Genomic DNA, 18,487 nt, shown 5'->3' on the forward strand with positions numbered 1-18,487 from the left:
GGTAAGGCTACAAAAGCCTGCCCTCGCTCTTCTTATATCTTCGCCGGCTCATTTTGCACCTTCTTATTTAACACTATAATTACCAAAGCACCACATAGTATACTTTCCCAAAAATAAACATCAAACTTGACCACATACCTGCCAACTTAGTACCTTACCGGGGTCTTCTTCGGGATCAACCTCGCCAGGAGCGAGGTTGATCCGAAGCGGTTCCGAAGAATTACCGAAGGAGCTCCGAAGAATTACCGAAGAATTACCGAAGCTGCATTGGTAAAAGCTAAATAAACGCTTACGTGATAAAAGTGAAGTTAGGACAGTGGTTTATTATATTATGTTTATTTATAAGAAGCGGTAATAATCTCATACAAAAATTGGTACCCGCCAGGAAATTACACACAATCCTTGGTTAAAAAATACATTCTGAAGAAAAAAATCAGTGTAACCTGTGGTTCCGGCAATTAAGAATTCAGAGGGAATTAATCTCAATAATTAATGTTCTTTTGCCGAAAGAATTAAAAAAGACTCAATTCAACAGAGCTACAAACCTTTATTATTCATCTTCTCAATAAATTGCTCTTTGCCAAACTTCTTTATATAGTCCTGGTTAGCCAATAGATCCTGTCCGTATTTCTTCCATCGTTCTGCAAACCGGCGGTATCCGGCACATGGATAGGTTTTACATTGATAACAAAATTCCAGCCCCTTTTTCTCAATGCAACACACATAAATGCCCTTGCATTTTCTTTCCTTACATCCCTTCTCCGCACCTTCACAGCGCCTTTTCTCGCGGATATATACAGGGCATCCCCCACAAAATATTCCACAGGGCGGCACAAATCCATCGTATTTTAAAGCATCAGTATCCATTTAAAAAATTCTTTATTCTGCTTCAGGTAATACAGTTAACCTGTCCAGGCTTATCACAAATCTACAAAAATATGCTTGCCTTTATGGAATTCGTCTGATTACTGCATCCCTTTTATAAAAATCTATGAAACACCTCATTCATGTATTATTCCTATTCAGCTTTATTGCTGCCAAGGCCCAATTGACCATACACGGCTATGTTATTGATGCAGAAACAAAACAAGCAATGCCCGGCACTACAATTGTTGAGGGTGGTACCACCAACGGCACAATAAGTGATATAGACGGGAAATTCAGGCTTTATTTATAAAAGTTACCATGATTACAATGAATCTAATATTTCATTAAGGTACTTTCTTGATTAAGCCCTTTAATCCCGCCCTAATGGGCGCTTTAATAAAATCACCGACATGGTTTACTACCATCTTTCACCAACATGCCATCTTTCTCTTTTTCAACACACAACAAACTCTAATACCCATATAGCACAGTTGAGCATCGGTAAATGGCACAGGGCTTGGATAAGAGATAACATGTTCCACTTAAACCTCACTATCATGTTGAAAAATATAATCATCAGAAGCCTGATACTGGCTGGTTTGTTACGAAGCCTGGTCATGTGCTCACAGACCATGCAAATGCCGGCGCCGGATATTGATGCCTTCCCTCAACTATCTGTTCAAAATGATTCCATCGATATTGAAATAGCATCCATGGACATTGGCATTAAAGTATTTGGCAATATCGCTATTACGTCCTACGACATCACATTCTATAATCCCTCCAATCGGGTGCTTGAAGGCGAATTAAACTTTCCATTAAAAGCCAACCAGGAGATTGTTGGTTTTTCAATGGATGTAGATGGCAAACTGCGCAAAGGCGTCGTGGTTGAAAAGCACAGGGGCAGGCAGGTATTTGAAACCATTGTCAGGGAAGGTATTGATCCCGGGCTGATCGAAAAAACAAGTGGTAATAACTTCAGGGCAAGGGTCTATCCAATTATGGCCAATGGCACAAAACGCATAGTCATCAGGTGCCAGGAAATACTTTCTATTTATAACAGCGATTACATTTATCAATTGCCCATGGGATTTCAAAGAGTGATTAAGGATTTCTCCATCAAAGCGGAAGTGGTAAAAGGGCACAAAAAACCGTCCATAATAACAAACGACTTCACTCACCTCAATTTCACTAAATGGGAAGAGTCATTTGTAGCTGAAGCAAGGCAAAAAACCATTTATGCATCGGGTTTGTTCGCCTTCTTATTACCCAACGCCGGCAAAAAAGAATTTGGTATCAGGTCGGATGACGGTCAATACTTCTATGCCACCGCCCCCATTGCCATGACAAGCAAAAACAAAGAGAAAGTCAGTCATATCCATCTACTTTGGGATGTATCGGGTTCAGGATCAAATAGAAATTCTGAGAAGGAGATAGATTTATTATCGGCCTATTTAAAATACCATGGAGACCTTAAAGTTTCGTTAACTCCCTTCAACCACGTCAAGCATCCTACAAGTGACTTTACCATTATCAACGGAGACATTTCAGACCTGGCGAGTGCCATAAAATCGCTTCGCTACGATGGCGGAAGTTGCCTTGAAAATATTCCGTTTGATGAGTTCAATACCGGGGAGATACTGCTGTTTAGCGATGGTCTGATAAACTTTGGCGAACTGTCCATTAAGCAATGTAAATCACCCTTAAACATCATCAATTCTTCATTAAAAGCCGATCATTCCTTAATGGAACACTTAGCCCTCAGTAATAAAGGTACCTATATCGACTTATCCGTTTTAGCATTGAATGATGCTCTTGTTATGCTCGAAAAGCAACAAATTACGGCCGAGGCAGATAACATGAATGATCATACCAGTGATGTAATTATTACTTTATCACCTAATAAGAAACACCTTGTCATGACAGGAAAAGTACATCACGAAGATGCACTACTTGCCATTAAGCTATACAGTGGCAGTAATGAACTTGAGCGTTATGAAATGGAGATTCCGGAAGAACAAAGCTATCATGATATCCCTGTGGCAAGAATATGGGCCTCTCAAAGGATAAATGTTTTATTACGGAATAAGCAGAAGCACAAAAACGATATTATTTCGTTGGCAACCAGGTATGGTGTGGTAAGCGATTACACCTCTCTGATGGTTCTGGAGCGTCTCGAAGATTATATTCGCTTTGAAGTTGAACCTCCTGCGGAATGGAAAGGTGAATATACAAGAATAAAGAAGCGTAAAAAAGATCTTCAATCCAGCAACAAAGATGACTATACCCAAACAATAAACACCTACATAAAAGATTATAAAGAATGGTGGAATACAACGTTTCCACAATCAAAAAGGTCTCCAAAAGGCAATACATCATTTCATGTTAGTGATCAAATGGATCTGGATGTTCCTATTACTCGACAGGAAGAAAACACACCACCACCACCCCCTCCTCCTGCAGAGACCAACATAGTTTCACTCATCATGATCGAAGATTCAGATATGGAGGAAGAGGCTTGCGATACACCTCCTGTAAGAAGCCGGGGCATGCAGGTTTATACCAATGCCATTCCATGGGACAGTACTGCAACATACATGACTGAAATTAGCAAACTAAAGGGGTCGGAGGCCTACCCCTATTATATCTCGGTGAAAGAAAAACATTTAAATCAACCTTCATTTTTTCTTGATATAGCTGCTTACCTATTTAAAATCAACAGAACGAAAGAAGGAGTTACCGTTATCACCAATATCGCAGAGCTACAGCTAGAAGATGCTGAAGTATTAAGGGTTGCAGGTCATAAATTAATAGAGCAGGATCAACTGGAAACAGGCATTCTAGTCTTCAAAAAAATCAAGGAGATAAGACCTGAAGAGCTACAGTCATACCGCGACCTGGCACTGGCCCTTGAAAAAGCCGGGCGACACCAGGATGCTGTCGACCTGATGATTGAAGCCCTTCATCAGCCAGAGCTTAGAGCGAACAGCGGCATTAAAGGAATCCTTCTAAACGAAATCAACAGCTTATTAAACAAACACCCCCAATTGATTGAGACGACACAGCTTCCTGATGGGTGGCGTTACAACATGCCTGTATCCATTCGAATAGTATTAAGCTGGAGTACCGATCATTCGGATGTTGACCTGTGGATTACAGAGCCTGGTGGCGAGCAGTGCATGTACAGTAATAACAGAACCTGCTTAGGTGGTCGCTTGTCGTATGATGTCACCAATGGCTACGGACCCGAAGAGTACCTGATTAAATCGGCCAGGCAGGGCCGTTACAAGATACAAGCCAATTACTTTGGCGACAGGCGACCTTCAATCACCGGCCCCATTACCTTGTATGCCGAGATATTTGAAAATTATGGTACCATGCAACAAACCAGCCGGCAAGTTGTATTGCAACTAAAGGAGCAAAAACAGGTTATTGACCTGGGTGAAGTGAGAGTGGATTGACCGGCTCCTGGTATCCCACCGCATCATTATGCTCTGCCCTGCGCAATTAAGACAACAAAACTACAGCCTGTTATTGACAACTCGCTTAGTAATGATTGTATCAATGTGCAGGAATTCTGACATCAGTAACGCAGGCGGGGTACCCACTTGACGAAGTGAAGGATAGAAAGATTTGAAGTGCGCAATGTAAATCTTTAAATCTTTCCCGGAACAAGGCAATAGTGGGTCGCTGAGTGCTGCCGTCAGCGGACTTTTTCTTCCCTTTTTTGACTGTAGAAAAAAGGGAAAGCCCTTGCGGCTTGAGCAATTAAAAAAACAAATTATTGACTGCCCAAGTAGATTTACGATTGTAAGGGATTGACCAACACCTGGTATCCCGCAGAACCGTTGCGCTTTGCCCAGCGCTATAAAAATGCCAGACTACTGCTGCAGCGCGAATCCCTGCTCCAACTCTGAGGCTAATTAATTTCTTAAAAAGACTTCCGGTTTTAAGGGCAGGGAACCCATTGCAAAAAGAGAATTTACCGCAATGACAAAAGAAAACCTAATAAACACTCATTGCCCCCCAAAGCTTGTCAAACTCCTTCTGATAGCTGTCAATTGCTTTTTTATCGTTGGTCTCAAGAATATTTTCCTGGTTAAACTGTGCAGCACTTCTTGTCCAGTTGTAACTGCCGGTCAGCAATACCTCATCATCGAAGATAGCAAACTTATGGTGCATATGATGACTTGAATTGTCGACTTTCACACTGGCTCCTTTTCGCTGAAGATATTCTATATCAGAACCTAAGTCGTTCGTTTTATCATCATCGGTTATTATTCTTACTTTAACGCCTTTGTTAATAGCATACTCCAGGCGATCCCTTATATCATTGTCGCTGATGGTAAAAACACAAATATCAATTTTCCTTACAGCGTAACTGATCTGGGTAAGAATAGTAGATAAGCATTCCTGCCCCGGGCTAAAATATGAGCGACAGTAAAAGCTTTGCCGCTCTTTCGGCAATATAAGCTTATTGGCTTCTTCCAGCCAGTCAATAACCTGAAGGTGTTTATAGTCACTGAAATGATTCCGCGCTTCGTTAAAGACTTCGCTCCTGACACGATTCAGATCATGCTTACTTAGCTTCTTGTCACTGATGACAGATTTCAGGGCTTTCTTTTCTCCTTTGGTAAGAATTCTATCTTCAAGGGTTTGCTTTAAATAAGCTATTAGTTCTTTCATAATTTATTTTGGATCGTTTTTTCAGTTAATCGGTATAGTTGTTCTTCCAGGCGATCAATTCGCTTTGATTCTGATTCACCTGAAAAACCGCCGATATATCTAATAACAGGATAATAATAATCAATATCATCAATATTTACCAGCAATAAATCATAATCCACCTGTAAGATCAAAACAGTTTTGCCTGCTAATACTTTTAGCTTACTAATATAAATAGCACCACCTGTTTTAATCACATAATACTGATCATTAGTAATGGATACCTGCTCTGTATCGACAATAATAATATCATTTTGCGTCATTGAATCGGGCATTGCTCTAAAGTCTCGAGGTGTGATATTAACAGCAACACATACGCCTGATCCCTCATTTAAAGGCATTTGCATACTATCAATCTCTACTTCATTATCCGACAACACTTTTTCAATATCGTGCACTGCAGGGCAAAAAGGGATGCTTTTTAACTCATAAACCAACTTACTTGAATTTTTAAATGTCGGCTCATTACCCACATCAAAATGATAAAGTTCATTTACGGTTAGCTCTTTATTGATCAGTTCATCGATCGTAATACTAAAATATTTAGCAACCCGATTAATTAAATCAATTTTAGGTTCTGCCCTCCCCTCTTCATATGAACCAACGCTAGCCCTTGATAAATCAAAGATTTCAGCAAATTCAGTCTGACTTATCTTTTGTATTGAACGTATCTTTCTAATATTACTTCCAAAATAACTCATAAATTATTGCTAATTCTATTTGCACCAATAAAACATTTCGCTATATTTGCTAATGTGATTGTCAAAAGAACAAAAAAAACAATAGAAATGCTAACCAACCTAACTCTTTCTTATGATTTTAAATAACCTCCCTATGTTTAATGAGACAATATTTTTTTTAAATTCAAAACCCGAAAAATGATTAAACCACTCTAATGATGGAAAACTATTTTAAAAAAGTTAAGAATTACCTTTTGGAACTGGATTGCGAAGTAGTTAACGAAAACGAGAGCGAGGGCGTTCTTGTCGTTACTAAGCCCGAAGAAGGAATTGTCAATTTAGTTTTAGGTTGTGTCGACCCTCTCCTAATCATGGAGCAATTTATTTTTGAAATTAATGGGGATAACATGAGTGTGTTCAAGCAGTTACTGATGAAGAACCGGGACATTGTTCACGGCGCCTTTGTGCTCGACGAAACTGGTCACAAGGTCATATTCAGAGATACCCTTCAAATTGAAAACCTTGATCTAAACGAATTAGAAGGTTCTATTAATTCATTAAGCCTTTTGCTTAGTGAGTATGCCAATGAAATTATTAAGTTTTCTACAAATTAGAGTAAGCCATGAACGTATTTAGTAGATTATTCAGAATAGGAAGTGCCGAGGCTCATTCGGCAATAGATAAGTTAGAAGATCCCATTAAAATGACCGAACAAGGTATTCGCGATCTTAAAACAAACTTAGATGACAGCTTAAAAGCTTTGGCTGAGGTTAAAGCCTTATCTATACGTGCGAAAAACGACTACGAAAACAACCGTTCCCGCGCAGGCGAATACGAAAACAAAGCCATCCTTTTACTTAAAAAAGCGGAAAAAGGAGAATTAGCAGCTGAAGAAGCTGACCGCCTGGCAACAGAAGCCCTTACTAAAAAGGAGGAGTGCTTGAGCATGGCTTCACAAAAGCAAGGTGAAGTAACCCGCTTTGAACAGAATCTGGCGCAATTAGACAGCAACATCAAGAAGCTGCGCTCACAAATCAGCACATACGAAAACGAATTAAAGACGCTGAAAGCACGTGTTAAGGTCAGTAAAGCTACGAAGAGCATTAATAAGCAAATGGCACAGATCGACTCCGACAGCACCATTAGCATGCTCGAAAAAATGAAAGAAAAAGTTGACCAGGAAGAAGCATTGTCTGAAGCTTATGGTGAGATCGCCAATGAATCAAAGTCATTGGATGACGAAATTGATTCTGCCCTTGGAGGAAATAAAGCTGAAGCCGCTGAATCATTAGCCGAGCTAAAAGCTAAATTAGGTTTAGATAAAAAAGAAGAATAATTAATAGTTAAAGGTTAATGCCACTGGCATTAACCTTTTTTGTTCAATTGACAATCGTTGGTTTCGCTTATCCGGAACCAATAATAACCAATCCAAATCCCTCTGTCATGAAGGAATTATTTGAAGCTGCCTTTTCAGGAGTAAACATCATCCCTACAGTACTGTTAATCCTCGTATTATTCTATTGGCTAATGGTGATCATTGGCGCAATGGATGTTGACTCGGTTGACTTTGATCTGGATGCTGATATTGACGTTGATGTAGATGTGGATGTCGACGTAGATGTGGATGCTGATGTAGATGTGGATGCCGACATTGATGGCGCCGATTCTGCAGGAGAAGGCATTGGCTCGATAGCATTCCTAAACTCAATATTGGTCTTTTTTAACCTTGGTAAGATCCCATTTATGGTATGGCTGAGCTTTCTGATCTTCCCGATGTGGATCATATCCATATTGTTTAACCACTTTATGGGTAACAGCTCATTCTTACTGGCATTAGTAGCATTGATACCAAACCTGGTTGTAAGTCTTATGGTTTCAAAAGTTCTTACAACACCCATTGCAGCGCTATTCGCCAGACTTAAAAAGAACAATGACGACCAGTTTAAATACACAGGTAAAATATGCACTGTGTTGATGCGTGCTACCCGCGATAGGTTTGGCCAGGCAGAAATAAACAGAAATGGCAACATCTACCGTGTTAATATTCTTACACATGACGAGGTAATATTGGAAAAAGGCCAGACAGCCCTGATAATAGAATACCTACCCGAAAAGAAGTGTTATTTAGTCGAACCCTATAAAATTTAAAAGCATAATGGAAATGATTCAATCTCTTGGCATAAGTGCCATTGTTTTTCTTGTCATTGTTATTATCGGTATTATATCGTTAATAATCAAAACTTACCGCAAAGCCACTCAAGGCCAGGCTATGGTGCGTACAGGTGCCGGCGGTGCAAAAGTAACCTTTACCGGTATGTTTGTCATTCCTATTCTTCACCGCATGGAGATTATGGATATCACCCTTAAAACGGTTGTTATTGAACGTATGGGCAAGGACGGTCTGATCTGTAAAGACAACATGCGGGCCGATATCAAAGTTGCTTTCTTTGTTCGCGTAAACAAAACCAGCGAAGATGTTATCCAGGTGGCTCAGTCAATTGGCTGTAACAGAGCATCTGATCAAAAGTCGCTGGTTGAGCTCTTTGACTCTAAATTCTCAGAGGCTCTTAAAACTGTTGGTAAGCAATTTGAGTTCGTTGAGTTATATAACTCACGTGAAAAGTTCAAGCATGAAATCCTCAATATCATTGGCACAGACCTGAATGGTTACATCCTTGATGACTGTGCCATTGACTTCCTGGAGCAAACGCCTCTCGAGTCATTGTCTGAAGACAACATCCTGGATTCAGAGGGTATCAAAAAGATTGTGGAGCTTACCGCCAAACAGAAGATCCTTTCTAACCAGATTGAGCGCGACAAGCAAAAGACAATTACCAAGCAAGATGTTGAGGCGCGTGAAACGGTATTGGAGCTGGAGCGTCAGTTAGCTGAGACAGAAGAAAATCAGAAGCGTGAAGTAGCTAACATCAAAGACCGCCAGGAAGCTGAAGTGAAAAAAGTGGCCGAAGAGCAACGCTTAATCGCTGAAAAAGCGCGCATTGCAACTGAAGAAGAAATCGCAGTGGCCGAAAAGAATAAGGAGCGCCAGGTTGTTATCGCCGATAAAAACCGTGAACGTGTTGAGGCGGTTGAAACAGAAGCTGTGGAACAAGAGCGTGAGCTTAAGTTAACAGAGCGTCAGCGCATCGTTACTCTTGCTCAGATTGAGAAGGAGAAGGAAGTGGAGATGCAGAAGAAGCAGATCCAGGAAGTGATTCGTGAGCGCGTAGAAGTTGAGAAAGCTACTGTTGCCGAGCAGGAAAAAATCAAGGACACGCAGGAGTTCGCTACTGCTGACAGGGCTAAGAAAGTGGCTATCACAAAAGCGGAAATGGATGCAGAAGAAGCATTTGTACGTGAAATCAAATCGGCCGAGGCTGCTAAAAACGCCGCAGAACACAATGCTAAAACTCGTTTGATTGATGCTGAAGCAGAGTTTGAGGCTGCCGGTAAGAAAGCCGAAGCCAGCAAAATTATGGCTGAAGCAAAAGCCGCCGAAGAAGCTGCCATCGGAGTTGCTGAAGCACAGGTTATCGAAGCCAAGGCTGACGCTATGGAAAAACAAGGCCTTAACGAGGCTAAAGTAATGGAGATGAAAGCAGAGGCAGAAGCTAAAGGCAAAAAAGCCAAAGCTGTTGCTGAAGCTGAGTCCATTCAGCAAATTGGTTCATCGGAAGCAGAGGTTATCAAAGCTAAAGCGGAAGCCGAAGCGGAACGAGGACAAGCTGAAAACAAAGTACTGGACGAGCGCAATGCAGTTGAAGCCAAAGGCATTGAAGAGAAAGGTATGGCAATGAAGAAGCTGGATGCTGTTGGTCGCGACCACGAAGAGTTTAAGCTGAAATTAGACATGCAAAAAGAGCTTGAGCTGGCACGCATCAATATCCAGAAAGGTATTGCTGACGCTCAGTCACAAGTGATTGCCGAAGCATTAAAAGCTGCTAACATCGATATCGTTGGTGGAGAAACAATGTTCTTCGATAAGATCATCGGTTCAATTACTCAAGGTAAGCAGGTTGATAAAGTGGTTAAGAACAGTGAAATCATCAGTGATATTAAGAATCACTTCTTCGATAGTTCTGACGGCAAAAGCTTTAAAGATCAGTTTGCCAGCTTTATCGATCAGTTTGGCATCTCATCTGAAGATGTGCGCAACCTAAGCATCAGTGCCCTGATAGGCCGTATGATGCAGGAGAACTCCGACGAGAAAACGGGTAGCATGCTTAGCAGCCTGAACGATATCGCTAAAAGCTTAGGCGTATCAAACAGCACCGCTAAAGCATTGGGCATCGTTTAAAACAAATACATTAACGCTTCCCGGGTCATTCGGGAAGCGTTATTCCTACTTTTCTGCAATAGTACAATTTCATATTGCCCCAATTGTCATGCTTTTTTTTCTTCATATCACTAACAATTGATTTATGTCTGATAATCAAAACACCACAGATAAAAACATACAGCTTGAAGAAGGCACCTACGAAATCATCAAAAACAGATTACGTAAGAGTGCCGGAGAATTAGGTCAAAGGTTAGAGCAACTCAATACCTCACGTAAAGATGTGTTTGGCTCCATTGAAAGTACACTGGTCGCCACCGATCGTATCGGTACCGAAAACAACTGTACTCCCGCCGACATGGTTGCCCTGGGTAACACATTGCTTTTTGGTTATAATGTAACCATGGGATTAAAGACTAAAACTTCACTGGACGATGTGTTTAGTGTCTACAACTTCAATGAGCACGCCTTTGACCAGAAGAATATGAACATCATTAATGACTCTCAGTTCATTAATGATTTCGACAACCTGTATGAGTATTATAAAGAAACGCAGTTTAAGAAATTTGCAACAATCGGTCCTCATCTGTTTATGGTGTTTCAGACGGGGAAAAGTAAAGACGACATAAAAGCATTCAAATGGCTGATCAAAGGTGATCATTTAGAATATAAAGGCAACAGGAGTACACATGAATTTGTATTTCCCGATCAACATGAATTTAAGTGGGAAAAAGTAACTCGTGAACAGTATGTATATGGCGAGCACCCGCATGTCTCCATCGAAGATAAGGTCTTTGTTGAAGCCGTTGGTGGAGATATCACTTTTAAGATAGAGGATAATACGGATTCTGGTTATGGTATATATGCCGAAGAGGTGGAGGTAAAAGACCAAACCCTTGATGATGCTGAGATGCATTATGCCATCATTGGTAACCTTATCATCATTCGCATACTGCCCTATAAAGAGAATGAGTTCAGGTATTTCGTTTACAACTCAAAAATCCAGAAGGTCCAGCGCATCGATGCCCTGGAGGATTCATGCGTTCTTTTACCGGATGATCAGGGACTGATCTTTGCCAATGGATATTATTTGCAGAATGGACAATTCAAGCTTTTCGACAGAGACATTAAAGGGTTAATGTTTGAGCGGAAGCTGGCTTCCATCAACGGAGAGGATTTTCTTTATACTTTTTACAATCAAGATATTGGTGCTTATGTATTGTTGATATACAACTTAATCAATCAACGCGTTGAAACACCAATGATCTGTAATGGATATTCATTGTTTGACAATGGTGAGTTATGCTACTTTAAAAAGCCCGATGAACCAACCCGTCATCATGTCATCCAGGTATGGCAAACACCCTTTATGACAGTCGAACACCAGGTGGCACCAACAAATAATTCACGTTTATACAAAATCGGCAATAAGGATGTTGTAAAAGCCATGGCTGAATGTAACGAAGTCATCCTGCTTGTTAATAAAGATGAGACCTATGCCGACATATACGGAGATCTGGTAAAACGCTGTACCGACGTTATTGACAGCTATTACTGGCTATCTGAAGAAGATGCTTTTGATATTAAAACGCCGCTTACTGAAATTAAAGAATCGGCATTTTCGGCCATCGCCGAATATGAAAAAGTCAGAAACATTCGCAAGAATACCAAAGAACGGATCAAAGAGGTAAGCGACAAGGTTAATGAAATATTCAGCCACATATCCAAGCAGCAAATTGGAGATATTGACCGCTACGTCGAATTACTGGCAGCACTGCGAACTGTCAGAGGTGAGGTAATTGGCCTGAAAGAACTGCGTTATGCGGATTTACCATACATCGAAGAACTGGAGAATAATGTCGAAGAGAAAACCGTTCGTTTATCACAGGATTGCGTCACATTTCTGCTCAGGGATGAAGCCCTTAATTCATACGAGGAAAAAGTCAATAACATACGCGAGAATGTAGGCAAAATTGCTAAAGTCAGTGAAGCAGATGATCTATCAGACGAGATAATAAAACTGGCTGGCCAGCTGGAAATGCTTATTGACATAGTGAGCAACCTGAAAATTGAGGATGCCACTCAAACAACACAGATCATTAACAATATATCAGGGGTATATTCACAATTCAACCTGATAAAAACAGACCTTAAAAAGCAACGTAAAAGCCTGAGGGCTGTTGAAGCCAAAGCTGAATTCAACTCGCAGCTGAAGCTGGTTGAGCAAGGTATGCTAAATTACATCGACCTTTGCGACTCTCCGGGTAAAACAGATGAGTATTTATCCAAACTCATGGTTCAACTGGAAGAGCTGGAAGGTAAGTTCTCTGATTTTGATGAGTTTATGCCAACCATTGCCGAGCGACGCGAGCAGGTCTACAATGCTTTTGAATCCAAAAAGCTTAGCCTGGTTGAGGAACGTAACCGCAAAACCACAGCTCTGCAATCATCTGCCGAGCGCATTTTGAAAGCTATACGAAGTCGCGTATCCAAGTTTAAAGAGACCAGCGAGGTAAACGGCTACTTTGCGTCAGATCTGATGATTGAGAAAGTGCGCGATGTCATTACACAGCTTAAAGAGTTGGATGACAGCGTTAAGGCCGACGACCTGGAGAGTAAATTAAAGTCTTTAAAGGAAGAAACGATACGACAGATCAAAGACCGCACTGAGCTGTTTGAGAACGGTGCCAACATCATTAAGTTTGGTAATCACAAGTTCTCTGTCAATACCCAGGCTTTGGAACTTTCAATGGTCAATAAAGATGGAAGCATGTTCTACCACCTGACCGGAACAAACTTCTTTGAAGAAGTGAAAGACACAGAGTTTATCGCAACAAAAGATATTTGGAACCAGCTCCTGCCCTCTGAAAACAATACTGTTTACAGGGCGGAATACCTGGCCTATGAAATATTCAATGCCTCTAAAAACAAAGCAGAAGGTCACCTGTCGATTGCCGACCTGGCCGAATTAGATACAAAAGCCCTGGTAGAGCATGTTCAGAAAATAATGTCCTTGCGTTTTAGCGAAGGCTATTCAAAAGGAGTACATGATATTGATACAGCCATTATCCTGAAACAACTTCTGGATGTATACAAAAATGCCGGCCTGCTTCGCTACCCTGCTGATGCAAGAGCAATGGCAGAGTACTTCTGGAAAGTATATTGCTCTGAAGATGTGCGATCAGATTTAAATAATAACCTGAAAGGTGCCGGGTTGATCATCAAGGTTTTCCCCGACACACATCAGTTCGATTATTTGCTGGATACTTTGGTTAAGATGCTTGAAGAATTTCAGGCGGCCGAACAACTATTTAATGAACAGAGCATTGAAGATGCAGCTCATTTCCTTTTCCACCAGATGCTGGAATCCGATGAATTCATCATCTCCAAGGCAGCCATCAGTCACATGGATGGATTTGTAGCATACTTAAGAAAAAACAGGGCTACAAAAACTTACGAAGAATCATTAAAGCCTTTATTAAAGGACCATCCCAACGCCTATCGCCTGATCACTAAATGGGTAAAAGCCTATTTGGATATGGAAGGTAAACCGGCAGAATACCTGAATGAGATAAGCATCACCCTCTTACTTGATTCTAAATTGCGTAAAAAGCTGATCGATCAGCCTGTGTCATCTGAACTAAAAGGTTTAAAAGGATCGCATCAGTTGATCAGTGAGAATAAGTACCAGTTCCACTTTAATGCTTTTATGGCTAAGCTGACTGGCTTTAGCCGTTTGGTTGTGCCTAAGTTTGAGAAGTACAATATACTGAAGAAGCAACTGACAGATTCATTCTCAGAAGAACTGCGCCTGAATGAATTTAAACCCCGTGTATTGTCCTCATTTGTCAGGAACAAATTAATTGACAAAGTTTATTTTCCACTGATAGGTAATAACCTGGCCAAACAAATAGGTGCTGAGGGAGCCGGCAAACGAACTGATTTAATGGGCATGCTGTTGCTGATCTCTCCTCCGGGTTATGGTAAAACCACATTAATGGAGTACCTGGCAAGTCGCCTTGGCATCATATTCATGAAGATCAATGGCCCATCCATTGGACACACCATTACTTCACTGGATCCTTCTGAAGCTGAAAATGCAGCAGCCAGGGAAGAGCTTGAAAAACTAAACCTGTCTTTTGAGATGGGCGACAATGTAATGATCTACCTGGATGATATTCAACATTGCAACCCTGAGTTCCTGCAGAAATTTATTTCACTTTGTGATGCACAGAGAAAGGTAGAAGGCGTATACAAAGGTAAAAGTAAAACCTACGACTTCAGAGGTAAAAAAGTATGCGTGGTAATGGCGGGTAATCCATACACAGAAAGTGGTGAGAAGTTTAAAATTCCGGACATGTTAGCCAACAGGGCCGACATCTATAATATTGGTGACATAATCGGAGGGTCTGATGAAGAATTTAAGTTGAGCTACATTGAAAACTCCCTCACCTCCAATCCTGTATTGAATAAGTTGGCTTCTAAAAGCCAGAAAGACTTATATACACTTATTTCCATCGCCCAAACAGGCAGTAAAGACGGACTTGAATTTGAAGCATCACACACACCGGAGGAAGTCAATGAATATGTGACCGTACTTAAAAAGCTGTTGACAGCGCGTGATGTTATTCTGAAGGTGAACCTGGAATATATCTCTTCAGCTGCTCAGGCCGATGAATACAGATCCGAGCCACCGTTTAAATTACAAGGCTCTTACAGGGATATGAATAAGATATCGGAGAAAATTTTGCCGATCATGAATGATCAGGAACTGGAAACATTGCTTTTGTCTCACTATCGCAATGAAGCACAGACACTGACAAGTGGCGCCGAAGCTAACATTCTTAAATTTAAAGAGATATACGGTGTAATCACAGCCGAAGAAACGGAACGCTGGACTGAACTGAAAGAAACCTTTGTCAGAAATAATAAATTGAAGGGAATGGGTAGCGATAAGCAGGCTGCACATGTTCTGGTTCAGATGGAGGAAATTGCCAAAGGTGTATTCGGCATTAAGGATGAGATTGGTAAGAACAAGAATTAACGCAATTAAAACAGAACAATGGACTTTAGAAATTACTTTGATTCAGCAGAAGCACAACTGGCTTTATTTATTAAAATGGCCAAAGCAGATGGTGAAATAATACAGGCAGAAATGATGTTTTTAAAATTACTGGCCCACAAGCTGGAGATTAAAAGCAGTGATTTTGACGCCATATTGGATAACTATGAAAAATATAAGTATTTACCGCCTGCCAATGAGAAAGAGCGCTTTATGACTCTTTATATTCTTATCCAGATGATGAAAGTGGATCTGTCTATGAAGGAAGAAGAAGTGGAGTTTTGTCTTGAAATAGGCAAACGCCTTCATATAGATGACAATAAAATGAGAAGTATCATTGAGCTCTCGAAAGAACAGGAGAAGAAGGTAGTAGGCTACGAGGAGATCGAGAAACTTTTGATGCCTGTTATATAAGTCCGCTAAACAGCATTCAATTTAAATACTACTCAAGAGGCTGTTCCTGAGATAAAAGAACGGCCTCTGTGAGTCTTCTTTGGTCAGGCACCTGCCAATAACTTACTTCACTCCTCTTCGTTTTGCACTGGCCTTAATTACATGAGTAAGATTTTATTAATGCTCTTCTTTTTATAATTTTACAAAAACACCACTAGCTAATTATTAATATGAACTGCCCAAGATGCCAGCACCCACTTGCTGTCACACATATTGACGATTGCAAAACAAGCATTGAAGTTGACAAATGTCCAAACTGCAAAGGCGTTTGGTTCGATAAGGATGAGCTGAGTCAAATTGAAGGCATCATCGAACCAATGTTTATTGAGATAAGAGACATACCTGATAAGCAAGAACAGTTTGAAACGCTGCATTGCCCTAAATGTAACAATTCTCCCCGCCTGCAAAAAGCAATTCACCCGCGCGACAGTAAGGTCGTTATCGATTATTGCCCATATTGCGATGGCATTTGGCTCGACAAGGGTGAACTGGAAGCCATACAACAAGAAAATTTCATTATTACCATAGCAAAGATCTTTACCTGCTTAAGTCGTATAAGATCACGTAAGTGATCAGCTATTTCTCACATTCAGTAAATCCCGGATTTGCGTCTGTTCTCTTTTTTTTGGCAAACTACCTTTTGCAGCAGTTAAATATGCCCAATATGCTGACAATCGTTGCATTTTGCAGGACGAAGCCAGGTTGGTCAATTTGTTTTGATACAGGGTTTTATCTACATTCGGGTTTATCAAACCTTACAGCATGAACCGAATTTGCCTACTTCTTGCCTTATTGCTTGTCTCTCAGTTCACAATACAGGCACAGGAAGTACCTCATCATATCAGTAATGTGGCCATCTACGATTTTATGGATGAGCTGGCCAACAAGGGTATAATCGAAGTTAATTCGGCCATAAAACCCTATTCCCGTCTTACCATTGCCAGGGCACTGCAAGAAGCCAACCATCACCCCTCACTCACTCAACGACAGCAAAAGGAGCTTGAGTTTTACCTAAAGGATTTCAACAAGGAATTAATTGATGGAAAAGACTTCGATAAACGATTTGATCTCTGGTATTACACAGACTCCCTTTTTAAGCTCACAGTGAACCCGATTCTTGGAGGTCAGTTTTTTAACAATGGCAATGCCACTGAATACCATCGTTGGGGAGGCGCCGAATTTTATGGCAGCATAGGCAAACACGTAGGGATTTACGGAAGCCTGAGAGACAACCACGAATCACATTTTTTAGGTGGCAGTGATTATATAACCAAACGCCCCGGAGCTGTTTATAAAGGCGATGGTACGGCTAAAGATTACTCTGAAACAAGAGGAGGCATCACCTACTCGTGGAAATGGGGAAGCATTGGCCTGCATAAAGACCATGTAGCCTGGGGCAATGGCTACAGTGAAGCTATCATACAAAGCGGACGTGCACCTTCCTACGGCTATATTTCATTTAAAATGACGCCAACCAAATGGCTGGAATTTAATTATATGCACGGCTGGTTGGTAAGTGAAGTGATTGATTCGGTTCGCTCCTACCCTGTTTACGGTGATGACCGACGCATTTATGTCAACAAGTTCATTGCCTCCAACATGTTTACTGTCAAACCCATGAAGAAATTATACATTTCTTTCGGAAACTCGATCGTATATGCCGATACTGATTTCAACGCAGCCTTCGCTGTTCCTTTTTTATTCTATAAGTCGGCTGATCACACCTATAATTCATGGGATAACTGGGTAGGTCAAAATGCTCAGATGTTTTTTGATATTAGCAGCCGCCAAATAAAGAACCTGCATTTATACACCTCAGTTTTTATTGATGAAATTTCTTTAGAACGCATGTTTGATAAAGAAGAACAATCAAACCATGTGGCCATGAAGTTTGGAGCCAAGGTCACCGACCTCTTGCCCAATACTTCTTTAACAGCTGAATATACCAGGGTAAGACCCATGACTTACCAAAACTTTGTACCCAGCATAAATTATACGAGTAATAGTTTCTTCCTTGGTAGTTATATGGGTGATAATTCAGAAGAGCTGTATCTGGCAGCTGGCTTCAAACCCATACGCGGACTTGACATTAATGCCAGCTATACTTTAGTTCGAAGAGGAAAAGATTACATGAAGATATTGAATGACGGAGAAATAGATGAGCATCCGGAGATCAATCCTGAACACGAACGACGTGGATTACCCTTTATTAACGAAGAACGATACAAAAACCAGAGCTTCACCTTTAAAGCTTCCTATCAGATCATTAATGATGGATTTGTCTTTGTTGAAGCCACCAAAAACAATATTAGCGGAGTTGACAGGGAGCTGTATACAAATCCTTTTTACCTTGATGGGGATAACATCTTATCCTTTGGTATCAACTTTGGATTCTGATATTTTTAATAATTTAACGGGCTTGAA

The 18,487-nt window shown here is 40.8% G+C and carries 13 protein-coding genes; 10 read left to right on the forward strand and 3 right to left on the reverse strand.

Going from position 1 to position 18,487, the window contains the following annotated elements; translation table 11 throughout:
- Nucleotides 1-537 precede the first annotated feature (537 nt).
- Nucleotides 538-867, reverse strand: a complete 330-nt coding sequence (locus ACRD69_RS04465) for a DUF3795 domain-containing protein (RefSeq protein WP_430813863.1) — start codon at nt 865-867, stop codon at nt 538-540.
- Nucleotides 868-991: 124 nt separating this feature from the next.
- Between ACRD69_RS04465 and ACRD69_RS04470 the strand changes: the two genes are divergently transcribed.
- Together ACRD69_RS04470 and ACRD69_RS04475 are read left to right on the forward strand one after the other, a co-directional pair.
- Nucleotides 992-1,177, forward strand: coding sequence for a carboxypeptidase-like regulatory domain-containing protein (locus ACRD69_RS04470; RefSeq protein WP_430813864.1), 186 nt, complete (start codon nt 992-994; stop codon nt 1,175-1,177).
- A gap of 247 nt (nt 1,178-1,424) precedes the next feature.
- Nucleotides 1,425-4,328, forward strand: coding sequence for a DUF2135 domain-containing protein (locus ACRD69_RS04475; protein WP_430813865.1), 2,904 nt, complete (start codon nt 1,425-1,427; stop codon nt 4,326-4,328).
- Between the two features lie 544 nt (nt 4,329-4,872).
- Here ACRD69_RS04475 and ACRD69_RS04480 read toward each other — a convergent pair.
- Both ACRD69_RS04480 and ACRD69_RS04485 read right to left on the reverse strand, forming a co-directional pair.
- Nucleotides 4,873-5,553, reverse strand: coding sequence for a phospholipase D-like domain-containing protein (locus ACRD69_RS04480; protein ID WP_430813866.1), 681 nt, complete (start codon nt 5,551-5,553; stop codon nt 4,873-4,875).
- Nucleotides 5,550-6,293, reverse strand: coding sequence for a helix-turn-helix domain-containing protein (locus ACRD69_RS04485; RefSeq protein ID WP_430813867.1), 744 nt, complete (start codon nt 6,291-6,293; stop codon nt 5,550-5,552). Before ACRD69_RS04485 ends, ACRD69_RS04480 begins: the two co-directional genes overlap by 4 nt.
- A gap of 194 nt (nt 6,294-6,487) precedes the next feature.
- Here ACRD69_RS04485 and ACRD69_RS04490 point away from each other — a divergent pair, with 194 nt between their 5' ends.
- The 8 genes from ACRD69_RS04490 to ACRD69_RS04525 all read left to right on the forward strand — a co-directional run bounded on the left by ACRD69_RS04490 (nt 6,488) and on the right by ACRD69_RS04525 (nt 18,460).
- A complete protein-coding gene (locus ACRD69_RS04490) occupies nt 6,488-6,886 on the forward strand; it encodes a type III secretion system chaperone family protein (RefSeq protein WP_430813868.1) in 399 nt (132 codons plus the stop codon).
- Between the two features lie 8 nt (nt 6,887-6,894).
- A complete protein-coding gene (locus ACRD69_RS04495; protein ID WP_430813869.1) occupies nt 6,895-7,608 on the forward strand; it encodes a PspA/IM30 family protein in 714 nt (237 codons plus the stop codon).
- 107 nt (nt 7,609-7,715) lie between these two features.
- Complete coding sequence (locus tag ACRD69_RS04500; protein ID WP_430813870.1) at nt 7,716-8,420, forward strand: hypothetical protein; 705 nt, start codon at nt 7,716-7,718, stop codon at nt 8,418-8,420.
- A 13-nt stretch (nt 8,421-8,433) separates the two neighbouring features.
- The gene (locus ACRD69_RS04505) at nt 8,434-10,569 is read left to right on the forward strand and encodes a flotillin family protein (protein ID WP_430813871.1); all 2,136 of its coding nucleotides are present in this window, start codon (nt 8,434-8,436) and stop codon (nt 10,567-10,569) included.
- A gap of 124 nt (nt 10,570-10,693) precedes the next feature.
- Nucleotides 10,694-15,592 carry a DNA repair ATPase gene (locus ACRD69_RS04510; RefSeq protein WP_430813872.1) on the forward strand — a complete coding sequence of 1,633 codons (4,899 nt, stop codon included), beginning with the start codon at nt 10,694-10,696 and terminating at the stop codon, nt 15,590-15,592.
- An 18-nt stretch (nt 15,593-15,610) separates the two neighbouring features.
- The gene (locus ACRD69_RS04515) at nt 15,611-16,024 is read left to right on the forward strand and encodes a tellurite resistance TerB family protein (protein WP_430813873.1); all 414 of its coding nucleotides are present in this window, start codon (nt 15,611-15,613) and stop codon (nt 16,022-16,024) included.
- A gap of 209 nt (nt 16,025-16,233) precedes the next feature.
- A complete protein-coding gene (locus ACRD69_RS04520) occupies nt 16,234-16,635 on the forward strand; it encodes a TFIIB-type zinc ribbon-containing protein (protein WP_430813874.1) in 402 nt (133 codons plus the stop codon).
- Between the two features lie 190 nt (nt 16,636-16,825).
- Complete coding sequence (locus ACRD69_RS04525; protein WP_430813875.1) at nt 16,826-18,460, forward strand: hypothetical protein; 1,635 nt, start codon at nt 16,826-16,828, stop codon at nt 18,458-18,460.
- Nucleotides 18,461-18,487 lie beyond the last annotated feature (27 nt).

The organism is Carboxylicivirga agarovorans (assembly GCF_050589845.1).
Classification (GTDB): domain Bacteria; phylum Bacteroidota; class Bacteroidia; order Bacteroidales; family Marinilabiliaceae; genus Carboxylicivirga; species Carboxylicivirga agarovorans.